This window comes from Undibacterium sp. (assembly GCF_030683615.1).
In the GTDB taxonomy this organism is placed as follows: domain Bacteria; phylum Pseudomonadota; class Gammaproteobacteria; order Burkholderiales; family Burkholderiaceae_D; genus Undibacterium; species Undibacterium umbellatum.
The window spans coordinates 163271-178568 of the sequence record NZ_JAUXQE010000036.1 but is presented as its reverse complement, the minus strand read 5'-3'; the positions used below and the strand labels follow the sequence as shown (position 1 = coordinate 178568).

At 49.3% G+C, this 15298-nt stretch carries 17 protein-coding genes, 2 tRNA genes and 1 riboswitch; of the genes, 13 read left to right on the top strand and 6 right to left on the bottom strand.

The features are described from left to right. Nucleotides 1-348 precede the first annotated feature (348 nt). The 13 genes from Q8K39_RS19280 to Q8K39_RS19220 all read left to right on the top strand — a co-directional run bounded on the left by Q8K39_RS19280 (nucleotide 349) and on the right by Q8K39_RS19220 (nucleotide 10859). Complete coding sequence (locus tag Q8K39_RS19280; protein ID WP_186951831.1) at nucleotides 349-921, top strand: RNA polymerase sigma factor; 573 nt, start codon at nucleotides 349-351, stop codon at nucleotides 919-921. Further along, nucleotides 918-1334 carry a DUF3619 family protein gene (locus Q8K39_RS19275; RefSeq protein WP_186951832.1) on the top strand — a complete coding sequence of 139 codons (417 nt, stop codon included), beginning with the start codon at nucleotides 918-920 and terminating at the stop codon, nucleotides 1332-1334. Before Q8K39_RS19280 ends, Q8K39_RS19275 begins: the two co-directional genes overlap by 4 nt. Nucleotides 1335-1336: 2 nt before the next feature. Continuing rightward, the gene (locus Q8K39_RS19270) at nucleotides 1337-2041 is read left to right on the top strand and encodes a DUF3106 domain-containing protein (protein WP_305262737.1); all 705 of its coding nucleotides are present in this window, start codon (nucleotides 1337-1339) and stop codon (nucleotides 2039-2041) included. A gap of 4 nt (nucleotides 2042-2045) precedes the next feature. Then, complete coding sequence (locus Q8K39_RS19265) at nucleotides 2046-2564, top strand: RDD family protein (protein ID WP_305262735.1); 519 nt, start codon at nucleotides 2046-2048, stop codon at nucleotides 2562-2564. A 62-nt stretch (nucleotides 2565-2626) separates the two neighbouring features. Continuing rightward, nucleotides 2627-3298, top strand: a complete 672-nt coding sequence (locus Q8K39_RS19260) for a TetR/AcrR family transcriptional regulator (RefSeq protein ID WP_305262733.1) — start codon at nucleotides 2627-2629, stop codon at nucleotides 3296-3298. Further along, complete coding sequence (locus Q8K39_RS19255) at nucleotides 3295-3876, top strand: TIGR00730 family Rossman fold protein (RefSeq protein WP_305262731.1); 582 nt, start codon at nucleotides 3295-3297, stop codon at nucleotides 3874-3876. Before Q8K39_RS19260 ends, Q8K39_RS19255 begins: the two co-directional genes overlap by 4 nt. A 105-nt stretch (nucleotides 3877-3981) precedes the next feature. Continuing rightward, a complete protein-coding gene (locus Q8K39_RS19250; protein WP_110253987.1) occupies nucleotides 3982-4191 on the top strand; it encodes a DUF3460 family protein in 210 nt (69 codons plus the stop codon). Nucleotides 4192-4233: 42 nt separating this feature from the next. Further along, entirely contained in the window at nucleotides 4234-5091 is an 858-nt protein-coding gene (locus Q8K39_RS19245) for a ScpA family protein (RefSeq protein ID WP_305262729.1), read from the top strand. Between the two features lie 39 nt (nucleotides 5092-5130). Further along, nucleotides 5131-5970: a pantoate--beta-alanine ligase gene (gene panC, locus Q8K39_RS19240; RefSeq protein ID WP_305262727.1), complete on the top strand. Its 840-nt coding sequence runs from the start codon at nucleotides 5131-5133 to the stop codon at nucleotides 5968-5970. Continuing rightward, on the top strand, nucleotides 5970-6869 hold the full coding sequence (locus Q8K39_RS19235) for a cobalamin-binding protein (protein WP_305262725.1): 900 nt from the start codon (nucleotides 5970-5972) through the stop codon (nucleotides 6867-6869). The genes panC and Q8K39_RS19235 overlap by 1 nt, the downstream gene beginning before the upstream one ends. Before the next feature lie 78 nt (nucleotides 6870-6947). After that, nucleotides 6948-7844, top strand: coding sequence for an EamA family transporter RarD (gene rarD / locus Q8K39_RS19230; protein ID WP_186951838.1), 897 nt, complete (start codon nucleotides 6948-6950; stop codon nucleotides 7842-7844). Nucleotides 7845-7893: 49 nt separating this feature from the next. Continuing rightward, nucleotides 7894-7992: riboswitch (TPP riboswitch) on the top strand. A 57-nt stretch (nucleotides 7993-8049) separates the two neighbouring features. Next, a complete protein-coding gene (locus Q8K39_RS19225) occupies nucleotides 8050-10182 on the top strand; it encodes a TonB-dependent siderophore receptor (protein ID WP_305262722.1) in 2133 nt (710 codons plus the stop codon). Nucleotides 10183-10328: 146 nt separating this feature from the next. Continuing rightward, complete coding sequence (locus Q8K39_RS19220) at nucleotides 10329-10859, top strand: hypothetical protein (RefSeq protein ID WP_305262720.1); 531 nt, start codon at nucleotides 10329-10331, stop codon at nucleotides 10857-10859. A 63-nt stretch (nucleotides 10860-10922) separates the two neighbouring features. Here the strand turns inward: Q8K39_RS19220 and Q8K39_RS19215 are convergent, their stop codons facing one another. The 6 genes from Q8K39_RS19215 to pal all read right to left on the bottom strand — a co-directional run bounded on the left by Q8K39_RS19215 (nucleotide 10923) and on the right by pal (nucleotide 15260). Next, the gene (locus Q8K39_RS19215; protein ID WP_305262718.1) at nucleotides 10923-12380 is read right to left on the bottom strand and encodes a Ppx/GppA phosphatase family protein; all 1458 of its coding nucleotides are present in this window, start codon (nucleotides 12378-12380) and stop codon (nucleotides 10923-10925) included. Between the two features lie 152 nt (nucleotides 12381-12532). Further along, on the bottom strand, nucleotides 12533-13414 hold the full coding sequence (locus tag Q8K39_RS19210) for an SAM-dependent methyltransferase (RefSeq protein WP_305262716.1): 882 nt from the start codon (nucleotides 13412-13414) through the stop codon (nucleotides 12533-12535). A 175-nt stretch (nucleotides 13415-13589) separates the two neighbouring features. Then, nucleotides 13590-13665, bottom strand: a tRNA-Lys gene (locus Q8K39_RS19205). Between the two features lie 65 nt (nucleotides 13666-13730). After that, nucleotides 13731-13806 (bottom strand) — tRNA-Lys (locus Q8K39_RS19200). A 69-nt stretch (nucleotides 13807-13875) separates the two neighbouring features. Next, nucleotides 13876-14637, bottom strand: a complete 762-nt coding sequence (ybgF, locus tag Q8K39_RS19195; protein WP_186951844.1) for a tol-pal system protein YbgF — start codon at nucleotides 14635-14637, stop codon at nucleotides 13876-13878. Nucleotides 14638-14732: 95 nt separating this feature from the next. Next, nucleotides 14733-15260 carry a peptidoglycan-associated lipoprotein Pal gene (gene pal, locus Q8K39_RS19190; RefSeq protein WP_186951845.1) on the bottom strand — a complete coding sequence of 176 codons (528 nt, stop codon included), beginning with the start codon at nucleotides 15258-15260 and terminating at the stop codon, nucleotides 14733-14735. Nucleotides 15261-15298: the final 38 nt, after the last annotated feature.

Below are 15298 nucleotides of genomic sequence, written 5' to 3'. Positions count from 1 at the left end.
TGGCATGGGTCAGAACAAACAGCTACTTAAAGCGAACTTGTCGGCTGCAGCATTGTGGGCTGTTCCAGGCAAGTATTTTATGCCCCGAGATTTTGGAGCGGACTCACAAGGTACTGCGTCGCAGCATTTTGGTCAAGGAAAATTCTATAAGAAAAGAAACTTATTTACCGTTAAAATGTTGTCAAATGACAAGAAACCACAAAATTCAGGACATAAGTACGTATTTTTGCTAGCATGTGCGCAATTTTGCATAGCCAGCTTCCTTAAAAGTTCAGCGCCACTCGTCAAAGCAAATGCGCAATGACTATCAGGAAGCAGCACCTGCTATAAACAACGTAACTGCCGACAATGGCCACAGACAAAGAATTATCCAGCTTTTTGGAAGGTGTGGAACGACGCGCTTTCAAACATGCTGTCTACACGGTAAGAAATGAAGAATCAGCTCTGGACATTGTCCAGGAAGCAATGATCAAGCTCGCCGAAAAATACGGCGACAAACCAGCAGCTGAATTGCCCATGCTGTTCCAGCGCATATTGCAAAACACCATCCTGGATTTTTTCCGCCGGGAAAAGGTCAGAAACACCTGGGTCAGCTTGTTTTCCAACATTACGCCGTCAAATAGCCAAGATGATGATAGCTTTGATTTATTGGAAAGTTATGCAGCGGAAGATGGCACAGAAGCATCAGAATCCAGTGCCGACAAGATAGAACGTGAGCAAGTTCTTAACATTATTGATGAAGAAATAAAAAAACTTCCCGCGCGTCAACGGGAAGCCTTCCTCATGCGTTATTGGGAAGACATGGATGTAGCGGAAACCGCCGCTGCAATGGGGTGCTCAGAGGGCAGCGTCAAAACACACTGCTCTAGAGCAACACATGCATTGGCTGTCACGCTCAAGGCTAAAGGAATTCACCTATGAACTATTCAAAAGAAGCGAAGGACCTTGAATTTGCTTACAAGGTAAAAAGAGCGCTGAATGAGTCGGCGGAAAACCTGCCTGCGCCCACCTTGGACAGGTTGGCGCAAGCGCGCAAGCTGGCTTTGGCGCGCAAGAAGCAAGAATCACCTGCAGCAGTGCAAGTACTAAAGGGTGTGCTGGCTGGCAATTCTGGCTTTTCTTTCCAGGGGCCTGGTTCCTGGCTGGGCAAGCTGGGCCTGGTCTTACCCTTGTTGGTATTAATAATCGGCCTGCTGGGTATATACGAGTACGAGCAACAGCAAAACATCAACGAACTGGCAGATATTGATACTGCCGTCCTGGTGGATGAATTGCCGCCAGCCGCCTATGTCGATACCGGGTTCAGTGCATATTTGAACAAAACGGAGGAGTAGTAGTGACGTTTGCGTTAATACCGAATTCTGTCTGCCTCGTCATTTTGTCACTTGCAATACCGCTGGCTTTTGCTGGCGGCGTTTCTGTTCCTGCGTCCAATCCACAAAGTACAGTTAAGGCAAGCACTGGCCTGCTGGGTGGCAGTACCCTGAGCAAACCGCTGTGGAAAGAACTCAGTGCTGCACAGAAACAGGCTTTGGCACCATTGAGTCCGGAATGGGACAAGATGTCTGAACTCGCCAAGAAAAAATGGTTGGGGATAGCAGATCGTTACGCGACGATGAAGCCGGACGAACAAGCCAGGCTACAAGAACGTATGCGTGACTGGGTTAAGTTAACACCAGAGCAACGTATGGCTGCCCGTGAGAATTACGCAAAATCAACACAACTCAAGCCTGAGCATAAGTCTGCGCAGTGGCAACAATATCAACAGTTAAGCGAAGAAGAAAAGAAACGCCTGGCTGATGAAAGTCAGAAAAAGAAAAGTGTAACCAATTTACCATTGGAATCTGTCAAAAATCCAAAAATTCTGGCCCCCATCAAAGTGGGCCCTAAACCTGCCAGCGCTACGCAACCCGGTGTCAAAGTAGTTACGCCAGCGTCACTGCCGGCGACCAATGTTGCTCCCGCCATCAACCCAGCCCCCGCCTCGAGCATGAATGAGGCGGCAGCAAGTAATCCTGCCCCTCAGGGAACAAGCAAGTAATCCTGTGAATCCTGATCTGACTGCTCCACCACTACGTCGCCGACTGATTTGCATGGTCTATGAAGCCATGCTCTTGTTTGGCATTGTTTTCGTTTCCGATTTCTTGTTCGACGTCATCACCCAGAGTAAGCATGCTCTGGTATTACGTCATGCTCGCCAGTTCTGGCTATTTCTGGTCATCGGTACCTATTTTGTATTTTGCTGGACCCGAAGTGGCCAGACCCTGGCCATGCAAACCTGGCGCATCAAGGTGGTCGACCTGGATGGTGGGAGGCTCCCTGTCATCAAGGCCATCGTTCGCTACTGTCTGGCATGGATGTGGTTTTTGCCAGCCGCAGCCCTGGTTTACCAGCTTGGCCTCAAACAATGGGCAATGGCTGCAGCGATCGCCTTGGGCATGCTGGCGTGGGCATTGACAGCCCGCCTCGACAAGTATGGACAATTCCTGCATGATCGCCTTGCCAAGACCAGACTGGTGCATATTCCATCAGAAAAAGAACTGAAAGCGCAGTCCGAAGCCTGATACTCTTTTGATGTTGCGCTTTCAATGTTATTCTTATGAAATAATTTATCGAGAAGAATGACATGCAACACAAAGCTCCTCGTCGCACCAGGGAACGGATACTAGAACTTTCCCTACGCCTTTTCAATGAGTTCGGTGAACCGAATATCACCACGACCGTGATTGCGGAGGAAATGAATATTTCCCCAGGCAATCTGTATTACCATTTCCGCAATAAAGACGATATCGTTAATTCCATCTTCGTTCAATTCGAGGCAGAAATTAACAAGAAACTGGCCTTCCCAGAAGGGCGCAAAGCCAATATCCAGGATATCTGGACTTATCTGCACCTGACCTTTGAGCTGGTCTGGCGTTACCGTTTTTTCTATCGCGACTTGAATGATTTACTCTCCAGGAATCGCAAGCTTGAACTCAACTTCAAAGAAATACTGACGCACAAGATCAAGGTTGCAACCGGGCTTTGCACAGGCTTGCGGGCCGATGGCGAATTTGAAGCCAGTGATATGGATATCGATGCCCTGGCCACCAATATGGTGGTGGTGGCAACTTACTGGCTGTCTTATGAATATGTGCGCAATCCGCGTAAATATACCGAATTGCAAACCATGTCAGAGTCGCTGGCACGCGGCTGTTATCAGGTGATCGTCCTGATCAGCCCGTATCTGCGTGGCGAAACCAAAAATGTCTTTGAAAAGCTGTCACAAGACTATTTGCGCAAGATCAATCCGACATGAAGAATATTTGCGTTTATTGCGGGTCCTCTCCCGGCATTACCGAAGACTACGCCATTGCAGCACGCCAGTTAGCTGCCGAACTCGTCAGGCAAGACCTGGGACTGGTGTACGGCGGCGGCAATGTTGGCCTCATGGGGGTGATTGCTGATGAAGTCATGCGTTTGGGCGGCAAAGTCACGGGTGTTATCCCTAAAGCATTGATGGACAAGGAAGTCGGCCACACTGCCCTCACCTCCTTGCATGTCGTTGCCAATATGCATGAACGCAAGGCCATGATGGCAGAATTGTCCGATGCCTTCATCGCCATGCCTGGTGGCATAGGTACACTGGAAGAGTTATTTGAAGTGCTGACATGGTCACAACTGGGTTTCCATGAAAAACCAGTAGGTTTATATAATATTAATGATTTTTATCGAAAGCTGCATGATTTTCTCTTGCATACAGTAGAGCAAGGATTTCTGCGGCCTCCCCATCTGGATCTGCTATATATGGAAACAGAGCCTGCAAAGCTATTACAAAGATTTGCCGACTATCGTCCAGTGCACGTAAAAAAATGGCTGGAAGTCAAAGACCTTTGAGTATCTGAGTCAATTGAAGCCTTACTCCATGGGCAAAACACCATAGCCAGCCCAAAAGCAGAGTAAAATGCGGCTTCATCCGACTTTTTGTGTTTATTTCAAATTATGAAATTCTCCAAGCAATTCTCGCTGTACGAATCCGAAGCAACCAACTTCATCAAAGACTTAAAAAAAGCCAACCCTGCACTGGAACAAAGCCAACGCGATGGCCGCGCCCTGCTGTGGGACAAGCAAGCGATAGATTTGGATACGCAAAAACGTAATCAGGAATCGCGCATCAACCAGCAAGCCTACGTGTATCAAAACAAGGGCTGATTCGGCCCGCATTGATACTACATATACGTAGCCGGAAAGCTTGTGAGCACTACGAACGCTTTGACGCCAACCGATTTACCTTTGGTTGGTGCGGTCGACAGCACACCTGATGTTGTCGATGGCTTAGCATTTGCCAAGCTTTATGGCGAGCCGCTCTTTAAGCTGCCAAATGATCTTTATATTCCGCCAGACGCGCTGGAAGTATTCCTGGAAGCATTTGAAGGCCCGCTGGACTTGCTGTTGTACCTGATACGCAAGCAAAATTTCAATATCCTCGACATCCCCATGGCGCAAGTTACGCTGCAGTACTTGCAGTATGTCGAACAGATACGCAAACACAATCTGGAACTGGCCGCTGAGTATTTGCTGATGGCCGCCATGCTCATCGAAATCAAGTCACGCATGCTGCTGCCGTCGAATAAAAGCAAAGACAGCGAAGAAGCCGATGATCCGCGCGCAGAACTGGTACGCCGCCTGCTTGAATACGAGCAAATGAAGCTGGCCGCCTATGACCTGAATGCAGTACCGCAACTGGGCCGTGACTTTCTACATGCCCAAGTGTTTGTCGAACAAAACACCGTATTGCACTGGCCGCATGTGGATATCGCTGACCTGCAATCTGCATGGGCTGATGTATTGAAGCGTGCCACTCTGGTTGCCCATCACAAAATCAGCCGCGAAGAACTCTCAGTACGTGAACACATGACGGGTATTTTGCGCAAGCTGCAGTCATCCAAGTTTGTAGAATTTTCAGACCTGTTTGACATTAGCCGAGGTGCGCCAGTGCTGGTCGTGAATTTTGTTGCCTTGCTTGAACTGGCAAAAGAGACCCTGATAGAAATCACCCAGGCCGAAGCCTTTGCTCCCATCTATGTGCGTCTGGCCTATTCGCCTGCCTGATCATAAGAATAAGACTAATCCTTACTAAAGAGCCGTAACATGAAAATCATTTCCTCCATAGAAGAATTGCGCGACCAGTTGAGCGGACAATTGCGTACTGCATTTGTCCCAACCATGGGCAATTTGCATGAAGGGCATTTATCCCTGATGCGGCTGGCAAAAAAACATGGTGACCCTGTTGTCGCTTCGATTTTCGTGAACCGCCTGCAGTTTGGCCCGAATGAAGACTTCGACAAATACCCGCGCACTTTCCAGGCTGACGTAGAGAAACTGGAAAAAGAAGGCGTGTATGTCTTGTTTGCACCGACTGAAAAAGACCTGTACCCAGAACCGCAAGAGTATCGAGTGCGCCCACCAGATGACCTGGGCAATATACTCGAAGGTGAATTCCGTCCCGGTTTCTTTGCTGGCGTCACTACTGTTGTACTGAAACTGTTCTCTTGCGTGCAGCCACGCGTTGCCGTATTCGGTAAAAAAGATTATCAGCAGCTCATGATAGTACGCAATATGAGCAAGCAATTTGCCCTGCCGACTGAAATCATCGCAGCTGAAACTTTCAGGGCAGAAGATGGCCTGGCACTATCTTCACGCAATATGTATTTGTCGCCAGAAGAACGCGCTGAGGCACCCGCCTTGTACAAGGTCTTAAACGAAGTCGCACAAGAAGTACGCGGCGGCCATCTTGATATGTTTGAACTCGAACGTCAGGCCATGGCAAAACTGGCGACACGCAACTGGAAACCGGATTACATCTCGATACGCAAGCGCGCTGACCTGCAACCACCATCTGCGGGCGATATCGCCCAGCAATCGCCGCTGGTAGTAGTCGCTGCAGCCAAACTGGGTGGCACACGCCTGATCGACAATCTGGAAATCTGATGCGCTTTTTTCCGCTATTAACAGGCAGTGCTGTGCTTGCAGCCTGCCTGGCAGGAAGCCTAGTTTCAAATACTTCGCACGCCGCCATCACTGTACTGGATGATGCGCAACGCCAGGTCACGCTAGAGAAACCAGCGCAACGCATCATCAGCCTCGCTCCACATATTACCGAGATGCTATTCGAGGCAGGTGCAGCAAATAATATCATTGCAGTAACCGACTATAGCGACTATCCCGAAGCCGCGAAAAAACTGCCATCGATAGGCAATATTTTTGCCCTGGATCTGGAGCGCCTGCTTGCCCTCAAACCTGATCTGGTCATCGTCTGGGGTACAGGCAATGCGAAAATCCTGGCCAACAAATTGCGCAGCAACCACATCACCGTCTTTGAAAGTGAGCCACACAACTTTGAAACGGTGGCAACTTCGATAGAAAGACTAGCGACACTGGCTGGCACTGGTAGTACTGGTAAAGCCAATGCACAAAAGTTCAGGCAGCGTCTTGACAGTCTGCGCAAAACTTATCAATTGCCAGCTGGGGCAACACCGGTCGGCGTGTATTATCAAATGGTGCGCAGGCCGTTGATGACCATCAATGACACGCATATGGTGTCAGACTCCATACGGCTGTGTGGTGGCAAAAACGTATTTGGCCAACTCAAAGACCTAAGTTCAACCATCACAAATGAGGCTGTATTGGCTGCCAACCCAGACGTCATCCTCAGCAGTGGTGAGAATATCGACAGCATGGCAGACTGGAAGCAATACCCCATCCTGACGGCAGTAAAGAAAAACAATTTCTATGCAGTCAAGGGGGACTGGCTTAATCGCGCCGGGCCACGCATACTCGATGGTACCGAAGCACTTTGCAAGCATCTGGTCACAGCAAGAAGCAAATAGGCGCTGGCAGCAAAGAATTACTTTTCAAGCGATAATGTTTGCCTTGCTTGCTGCCGCAAGCCTTACTGATTGCTTCTCATGCGCCAAGGTATTTTGTTTGCTGGCTCCGCGTATTTTCTCTGGGGCTTGTTCCCCATCTATTTCAAGACCCTGCACGACATACCGGCACTGGAAATTCTGCTAAACCGCATGCTGTGGTCACTGCTTTTTCTGGTTGGCGTACTGACCTGGCGCAAGCAATGGGCCTGGGTCAGTACCGCATTCAGGCAACCAAAACTGATAGGCGGCTTTGCACTTAGCGCCGTACTTTTATCCGCCAACTGGTTTGTGTATATCTGGGCAGTCAATCATGGTCACATCGTTGATGCCAGTCTCGGTTATTTCATCACACCTCTCGTCAATATCCTCATAGGCTCAGTCTTGTTGCGGGAGAAACTGCGCCCTGGTCAATGGCTGTCGGTAGCATTAGCTGCAGTAGGCGTCGCCTGGTTGACAATACAGACTGGTCACCTGCCATGGATAGGCCTGGTGCTGGCTACGACCTTTGGCACTTATGGCTTGCTGCGCAAGACCTCGGCCCTGGGTGCACTGGAAGGCTTGTCACTGGAAACCGCCCTGCTCTTTCCGTTTGCCTTTGGCTGGCTATGCTGGATGACTTTTCATGGACAAAACAGCTTTGCCTCCAGCAGTATAGACATCAAGATGCTGTTGCTCATCAGCGGCCCAATTACCGCCATCCCCTTGTTATTGTTTGCTGCTGGTGCCCGCCGCATACCGATGACGACCCTGGGATTATTGCAATACATTTCACCACTGGTGCAGTTATTGCTGGGTGTCTGGCTATATCACGAGCCCTTCGACATCAACAAGCTGGCCGGTTTTATCGCCATCTGGGCAGCGCTGGTCGTCTATTCGGCGGAAGGTTTATGGCGCAATTTCCGCACTGTCAAAATTGGAGCAAAGCAAGGCAGTTAAGCGCCAATTGCTCCAAAAAGGCCATGTAAATGGATTCGTGTTAAACTGCCGCCTACGCTAGGGGTCCTGGAAATAATATTTCCGGGTGAGAGAGTCCCTTCTACCTGATCTGGATAATGCCAGCGAAGGGAAGCGCAAAGTCCCGGCTCTTCTTGCTTCTTTGTTTGCTCCCGCGCTGTCACCCACAACGCATTAAGAGCAAACAATGTCCAACCTTACTGTATTACGCCCCACCGTCATCGCACTCTCCATCGCCCAGGCTTTCCTGTTGCTCTCATCTGCCCATGCCCAGAGCACAGCTGGCAATGATAAATCACTGCCAGAAGTGACAATCACAAGCAGCAAAAGCAATGAAGCCAAAGTAGAACGCAGTAAGGTCACTGGTTTCATTGATGCAGCGCTACTGGATACGCCAAACTCAGTCAATGCCTTCAACACAGCTCAGATGCAGGACCTGCGCATACGCCAGACCACTGATGCGATGAAATATGACGCCAGTGTCAATGACGCCTATAACGCCATCGGTTATGCCGAGCAATTCTCGATACGCGGCTTTGCCCTCGATAACTCCAGCAGCTACCGCAAGGATGGTTTTGCCATTCCTGGTGATGCCTCTATTCCTTTGGAAAACAAGGAACGTATAGAAATCCTCAAGGGTATCGCAGGTTTCCAGGCTGGCTTCGGCACGCCGGGCGGTATCATCAATTATGTGACCAAACGCCCTGCCAGCTATGCGGTTCGTTCAGCCACTTTTGAAATCAGTGAGCGCGGTACCGTGTATGGCGCAGCGGACATCAGTGATAATTCCAACGACAAGCAGTTTGGTTTCCGCATCAATGCAGCGGGTGAACGTCTGCGCTCTTACGTCAAAGGTGCGGATGGTCAGCGCCAGTTCGTCTCTGCAGCATTTGACTGGCACATCACACCGCAAGCCCTGCTGCAATTCGATGCTGACTATCAGCATAAATCGCAATTGTCTGTACCTGGCTTTCAATTATTCAATGGTACGGATTTGCCACGCGGCGTTCCTGCTGACTTGATGCTGAATTCACAGCCTTGGGCCAGGCCTGTAGATACCCGCAACAGCAATCTGGGGCTGCGTTATGAGTACCTGATCAATGCTGACTGGCGTGCCAGTGTCGCTGTCAACAAGCATGAATTCAAACGTGATGACTACACTGCCTTCCCTTACGGATGTGGTGCAGCCAATCTGTACCCTGGCTATTGCGCGAATGGCGACTATGACGTGTATGACTACCAAAGCGTAAATGAATCCAAATCACTTTGGGGCACTCAAGCCCTGCTGAATGGTAAATTCAATGCGGGTGGCATGCAGCACGAACTGGCACTTGGTCTCAGTAATTCGCAGCGCAAGGATTATTTTGGTGACTACATCTATGACTATGCAGGCAGCAGCAATTTGTTCCACCCTGTCAGCGTCACGCCATCGGCAAATAAAACCGGCCCGGCTTTCTTGCGCCGCACAGACAAGGAATGGTCTGCATTTGTACAAGACATTATCAGTCTGCAAGATGACTTTAAATTGCATCTGGGTCTGCGCCATTTGAATATCTCGCGCACTCAGTTTGATAACCCTGGCTATGACCAGAACAAGCTACTGTCAACGGCAGCGCTGGTATTCAAACCGACGCTGCAAGTGTCGGTCTACGGCAGTTTTGCGCAAGGTCTGGAACATGGTGGCATCGCCCCTTTTGGCACCAGCAATGAAAACAAAATGCTGAACCCAGGCAAATCCACGCAAATTGAATTTGGTGTGAAAGCTGACGTACTGCGCGACCTGAGCCTGTCTGCAGCCATCTTCCGCATCAAGAAGCCGCTGGAATATACCAATAGCAGCAATACCTATGTCAGCAATGGCGAAGCACTGCACACAGGCCTGGAACTCTCTGCACAGGGCAAACTGACATCACAGTTGAATCTAGGTGCCAGCCTGACTGCGCTGGATGCTAAACAGCAAAACACCGGCTTCAGCAGTCTCGACGACAAGCGTGTCATGAATGTGCCACGCTTCAAATCCACTATTTATGCTGATTATGCAGTAGCAGAATTCAAGGGCTTGAATGTGAATGCAAGCTGGCAATATGCCAGCAGCAAGGCTTTCAGCCCGGACAATAGTGTTACTGTGCCAGGTTACCATCTCATGAATCTGGGTGCGCGCTATACCACGCAAATTGGTAATACAGCTACCACCCTACGCTTCAATATCGATAATGCGCTGGACAAGTTTTACTGGCGTGATGTAACGCAATCACTGGGTGGTTATCTATTCCCTGGTGCGCCACGCACATACAAAGTGTCGGCACAATTCGATTTCTGATACAGCATGCCCTGTTCAAAAAGCGATGTCAGATTTATTTAGCATCGCTTTTTTATTGCCCGTGGTACTAATATTCAATACCTTGTAGACAACGCGTTGCATGGCATCCAGACTATGTCATTCTTAGCTCGCATTCAAGCAAACCTATGGGTCGTGACATGTGGAACATCTTCAAGTATATTTTTGTGATCGCAGGCAGCCTGCTTGCCAGTCTTGCAGGTGCGGAAGAGGTATTGAAATGCCGAGCCAACTTCCCAGATTTTGGGAATGGCAAACGTCAGTTTGACATACAGATAGATAAACTGGCTGACGGTAAACTCACAGGGAAAATTGATGGCAAGCCCGCCAATCAGGATATCAAGATAAAAGAGTACCCGATATCACCTGTACTGGACTATGAAACAGATCCGTATTTAGCCGCCTTTGGCAAGCTCAATGAAGCAGAAATAGCCCTCATTCATATCCATAAATTGCAGCAGGATACATATGCAGGAAAAAGACCGCTCGTTTCATTTCATTTAAAGGAAGTGGTCAAGGTTCACTATTACGATATGGTGGGCGGAGCGGGCAGTAAAGCCAACAAATTTGGCGGCACGGTAATTTTCGAAGCCTATAACAAGTCTGGAAAACTCCTGGGCCGCGTATTCAGGTCCATCATGGTCACTGATTGCATTTGATTGTATCAATCCTTGCCTTGCACAATTGCGAGGGCAAGGATAGCTGAGCAAGACACAGCAAAATTACACATTTGCCCGAACCAAAAAATCCACACCTATCTCACGCCAGGCTTCAATTTCTTTTTGCAACCAGTAGGCCACTGTAGGATGAACACTGACCCAGTCACGTTTCATTTCCAGCTCAACCCTACCCTTCATTTTCAAACGCACATCTTCAAAATCAATTTCTGCACGTGAATGCATAAGCATCACCGCCAGGCGCAGGGCCAGCACTGCCTTGGCAAAATCCTGGTCAGCCAAGCCATCACCCACCTTGCGCAGATTACCTTTCTGACTAAGGATGAGCTTGCTCATCACTCTTTGCTCACGTGTGGTAAAGCCCGCCATGTCGGCATTTTCTATCATGTAAGCACCATGCTTGTGATAACCGGTATGCGAAATCACCATTCCCACTTCATGCAGGATGGCACTCCATTGCAATAAGTGCACATAAGTATCACCAGCCGGTCTTAATTGCAGATACAGCGACCTCACCATATCAGCCACCCGGTTTGCGCGAGACATATCAGTACGGAACAGATTGGCGAAAGACTGTACAGCAACCTCACGGCGATCGCGCTTTGTTGCACGCAAATACAAATCCCACATCACGCCCATGCGCAAACCAGCCTCGATCGGCAGCAAGACTGTGATATTGAACTCGGTCATGAGACCTATGAGTATGGCCAGGCCGCCTACTACCATGGCGACGCGCTCAGGTTTGATGCCGCTGAGCTCCAGCTGATCCAGCTGTCCGCATTGCACACAATATTGTTTGAGTGCATTCAGGCTCTTCAAGGTCAAAGTGCCGTCACCCAGGCCACCTTTGCTGATGGCATCAGAAATCGCCCGCATCGTGCCTGATGAACCATAAGCCTTGCGCCAATGTTGCGGCTGATAAGGCGGCGCGGCGTCTTCAAACATCGAACGCGCAGACAAGATGGCTGCCTCAAACGCGGCATCAGTCAGACGCCCATCGGGGAAGAAACTGGTGCTATGCTTGACCGTTCCTATACTAAAGGATTCCACCCGCAGGATTTGATGCCCCTGGCCGAGTATCACCTCGGTTGAACCGCCGCCGATATCAAGGACAAGGCGACGCTCTCCAGGTACGGCAACCGCATTCGATACCCCTATATAAATCAGGCGGCCTTCTTCTTCACCTGAAATTACTTCGATGGGGCAGCCTATGGCGGCCTCCGCCAGCGGCAATAATTGCGCGGCATTCTTGGCGATGCGTATGGTATTGGTGGCGACAACGCGCAGATTTTCTACCGGGTAGGCATTCAGGATTTCGCGAAAACGTGCCAGGCAATTAATCGCTTTTTGCATGGCATCTGGTGTCAGATTGCCATCCTTGTCCAGGCCAGCTGCCAGGCGTATGGGGTCGCGCGCGCTTTTGATGACTTTGATGACGTCACCTTCATGCCGCGCAATGTGCATGCGAAAACTGTTGGAACCCAGATCAACGGCGGCCAGCATGCTTTTTATCCTTTACTAATGATGAGTGAAGCGATCAAAAAAACGCCTGGAAAAACCAGATGCTTTACAGATTAAGCATAAATGATATTAATCATTTTTTATGACCTAACAGTGACCTTGATGAGCTACGGTGGCAAGTGCGCCACAAATGCTCACAACTGTACAAAAAATCTTCTCTGCATGGCTTCCAGTCCAGTCGTTTTCAATACCTCGGCCAGGCGCTCTGCCGGTCGCTTGGCTGACAAGCCTTTGTATTCTGCCACGATCAATTCGTTTTTCATCGAATGTTCCCATCCTACCAGTTCTGTGACCCTGACCTGATATCCATGTGCTTCCAGTTGCAGGCAACGCAGCACATTGGTGATCTGGCTACCGAATTCGCGCGTATGGATGGGGTGACGCCACATTTCTGACAAGGGGTTATTCTTTACTGCGTCACCCTTGGACTTGCGCAGCTCTGCCGCCACTTCTGCCTGGCAACAAGGCACCAGCACCATGAACTGCGCTTTTTTCTTGAGAGCGAACTGTATCGCATCATCCGTCGCCGTATCACAGGCGTGCAAAGCGGTGACAATATCGATTTTTTCTGGCAAGGCAGATGAAGTAATCGAATCAGCAACAGACAAATTCAAAAAAGACATTCCCGGAAAATCCAGGCGCTGTGCCAGCTCTGTGGAACGCTGCACCAGCTCATCCCGCGTTTCTATGCCATAAATCCTGGCCTTGCTTTGGGCCTGCTCTGACTTGAAGAACAAGTCATACAGGATGAAGCCCAGATAAGACTTGCCCGCACCATGATCTACCAGACTGATATCAGCATGGTCTTGCTGCAATTTCTGCAATAGCGGTTCTATGAACTGATAGAGATGATAAACCTGCTTGAGCTTGCGGCGGCTATCCTGGTTCATCTTGCCATCCCGCGTCAGGATGTGCAACTCCTTGAGCAACTCCAGCGACTGGCCAGGACGTATCTCGTGTTTTTCCTGCACTTCAGGCGCAGCCTGCTTGTTTGCACTGCCAGATTTTTTTTTCATGGTAATAAGCTCACTCAAAGGACAAGGCCATGATAGTCCCACGATCAGTAATATGGCAGGGGACCACGACACAGCTCTGGCATTGTCTTGGCATTACATATTATGGGGGAACATGCCATCAGCCGTGATGCAAAAACAAAAAAGGACTCAGGTTTGACACCTGAGTCCTTTGTTTTGGTAGGCCGTGCGGGATTCGAACCTGCGACCAACGGATTAAAATTCCGCTGCTCTACCAGCTGAGCTAACGACCCAAAACTGCTACATACTGCTAAAAAATTTAAAGACTTAGTAAAGTGACCTAAGTCTTTGGTATTCGTGGTAGGCCGTGCGGGATTCGAACCTGCGACCAACGGATTAAAAGTCCGCTGCTCTACCAGCTGAGCTAACGACCCGAAGACAAAGATTATAGGGGGTTTCGGGGTCGCTGTCAACGCTGCTGCCAGATTAAGAGGTAAGCTGCCCTATTTCAATGCAGCCAGACGGTTCTTTGCTGCCTGTGCAGCTTCGGTGTCAGGGTATTTTGCCAGCACGCTTTCCAGGACTTTTTTGGCGGCCGCCTTCTCTTTCAACTCTATATGGCAGGAAGCGATATTCAACAAGGCATCAGGCGCCTTGGGATGATCAGGGTAGTTCTTCACTACTTGCTGCATATTCAAAATGGTATTGCGGAAATCACGTTGCGCAAAATAAGAGAAGCCCAGCCAGTATTGCGCAGAACCGGCAAATGCCGATTGTGGATTATTCATCAAAAAACTGGAAAAAGCTGGTGTTGCAGCCTTATAGTCACCCGCCTTAAACAAGGCCATGGCAGCGTCGTAGGACCGTTGCTCGCTGACATCCACTGTCGCCTCCTGCCCATCCACTGTCATGCGCTTGGGCTCAACCTTGCGGACACGGTTATCAAGATCGACATAAAAATCTTGCTGACGCTTTTGGGTATTCGCCAGGTCGTTGGATAGGACCTCTATCTGACCACGCAATTTGGCAATTTCTGAACGCAGCAATTCATTTTCATTCGCCAGTTCCAAAGCGGTGCTTTTATCTGCCTTGCTTTCAAGCTTGGCATCGAGTCTGGCATTCACGGCATCCACTTTTGCCCGCAGGTCCAGGATGGCTTTACGTGCTTCATCATCATCAAAAATACCGGCAGATGCCGCAGATGGCAAAATTGCGCAGGATAGTGCCGCAGCGAGAAAGGTAGTGCGTAAAGAATTGAGTTTCATGGCAATCTGAAAAAATGGATACGCGCTGCACTTCTGGAAAAGAAACACAGCGCCAAATGCAAAGAAAGCCTCAACAGAGGCTTTCAAACACAAAATTACTTGTACAGAATATCGGAACGACGGTTTTCTGCCCAGGAAGCTTCATCACTACCTGTTGCCTTTGGTTTTTCCTTACCCAAAGAGACAGCTTCGATTTGTGCATCGGACACACCCAGCAGTGTCAAAGATTTGCGTACTGCTTCAGCACGCTTTTGACCCAGTGCCAGATTGTATTCGCGGCCACCACGTTCATCGGTATTACCCTGGATCAGGATATTGCGGTTTTTGTTCGCAACCAAATATTTGGCATGCGCTTCTACCACTGGCTTGAATTCATCTTTGACTGCGTAGCTGTCATAGTCGAAGTAGATGCTACGTTTTGCCAAGGCGCCTTGTGTCAATGGATCGACTACGGCAGTCACTTGCTTGACTGTGTTAGTGTCAGTTTGTGTAGTTGTACCCTTGTTAGTGGAATTATCTTCGATTTTCTTGTCTTCCAGAGGCACTTTGGAAGCACAGGCTGTCATCAAAACAACGCTGGAAATCAACATTGCGAGTGTTTTGGATTGGGATGTAAAACGCATTTTCTCTCCTGATTAAAATAGCTAAACAAATAGTCAAA

What these genes read in the sequence shown, in the direction of transcription:
- Q8K39_RS19280 (WP_186951831.1), top strand. Translation starts at nt 349, where the DNA reads ATGGCCACAGACAAAGAATTATCCAGCTTTTTGGAAGGTGTGGAACGA.
- Q8K39_RS19255 (WP_305262731.1), top strand. Translation starts at nt 3,295, where the DNA reads ATGAAGAATATTTGCGTTTATTGCGGGTCCTCTCCCGGCATTACCGAA.
- pal (WP_186951845.1), bottom strand. Translation starts at nt 15,260, where the DNA reads ATGCGTTTTACATCCCAATCCAAAACACTCGCAATGTTGATTTCCAGC.
- ybgF (WP_186951844.1), bottom strand. Translation starts at nt 14,637, where the DNA reads ATGAAACTCAATTCTTTACGCACTACCTTTCTCGCTGCGGCACTATCC.
- Q8K39_RS19250 (WP_110253987.1), top strand. Translation starts at nt 3,982, where the DNA reads ATGAAATTCTCCAAGCAATTCTCGCTGTACGAATCCGAAGCAACCAAC.
- Q8K39_RS19260 (WP_305262733.1), top strand. Translation starts at nt 2,627, where the DNA reads ATGCAACACAAAGCTCCTCGTCGCACCAGGGAACGGATACTAGAACTT.
- Q8K39_RS19275 (WP_186951832.1), top strand. Translation starts at nt 918, where the DNA reads ATGAACTATTCAAAAGAAGCGAAGGACCTTGAATTTGCTTACAAGGTA.
- Q8K39_RS19210 (WP_305262716.1), bottom strand. Translation starts at nt 13,414, where the DNA reads ATGAAAAAAAAATCTGGCAGTGCAAACAAGCAGGCTGCGCCTGAAGTG.
- Q8K39_RS19220 (WP_305262720.1), top strand. Translation starts at nt 10,329, where the DNA reads ATGGGTCGTGACATGTGGAACATCTTCAAGTATATTTTTGTGATCGCA.
- panC (WP_305262727.1), top strand. Translation starts at nt 5,131, where the DNA reads ATGAAAATCATTTCCTCCATAGAAGAATTGCGCGACCAGTTGAGCGGA.
- Q8K39_RS19215 (WP_305262718.1), bottom strand. Translation starts at nt 12,380, where the DNA reads ATGCTGGCCGCCGTTGATCTGGGTTCCAACAGTTTTCGCATGCACATT.
- Q8K39_RS19225 (WP_305262722.1), top strand. Translation starts at nt 8,050, where the DNA reads ATGTCCAACCTTACTGTATTACGCCCCACCGTCATCGCACTCTCCATC.
- Q8K39_RS19235 (WP_305262725.1), top strand. Translation starts at nt 5,970, where the DNA reads ATGCGCTTTTTTCCGCTATTAACAGGCAGTGCTGTGCTTGCAGCCTGC.
- rarD (WP_186951838.1), top strand. Translation starts at nt 6,948, where the DNA reads ATGCGCCAAGGTATTTTGTTTGCTGGCTCCGCGTATTTTCTCTGGGGC.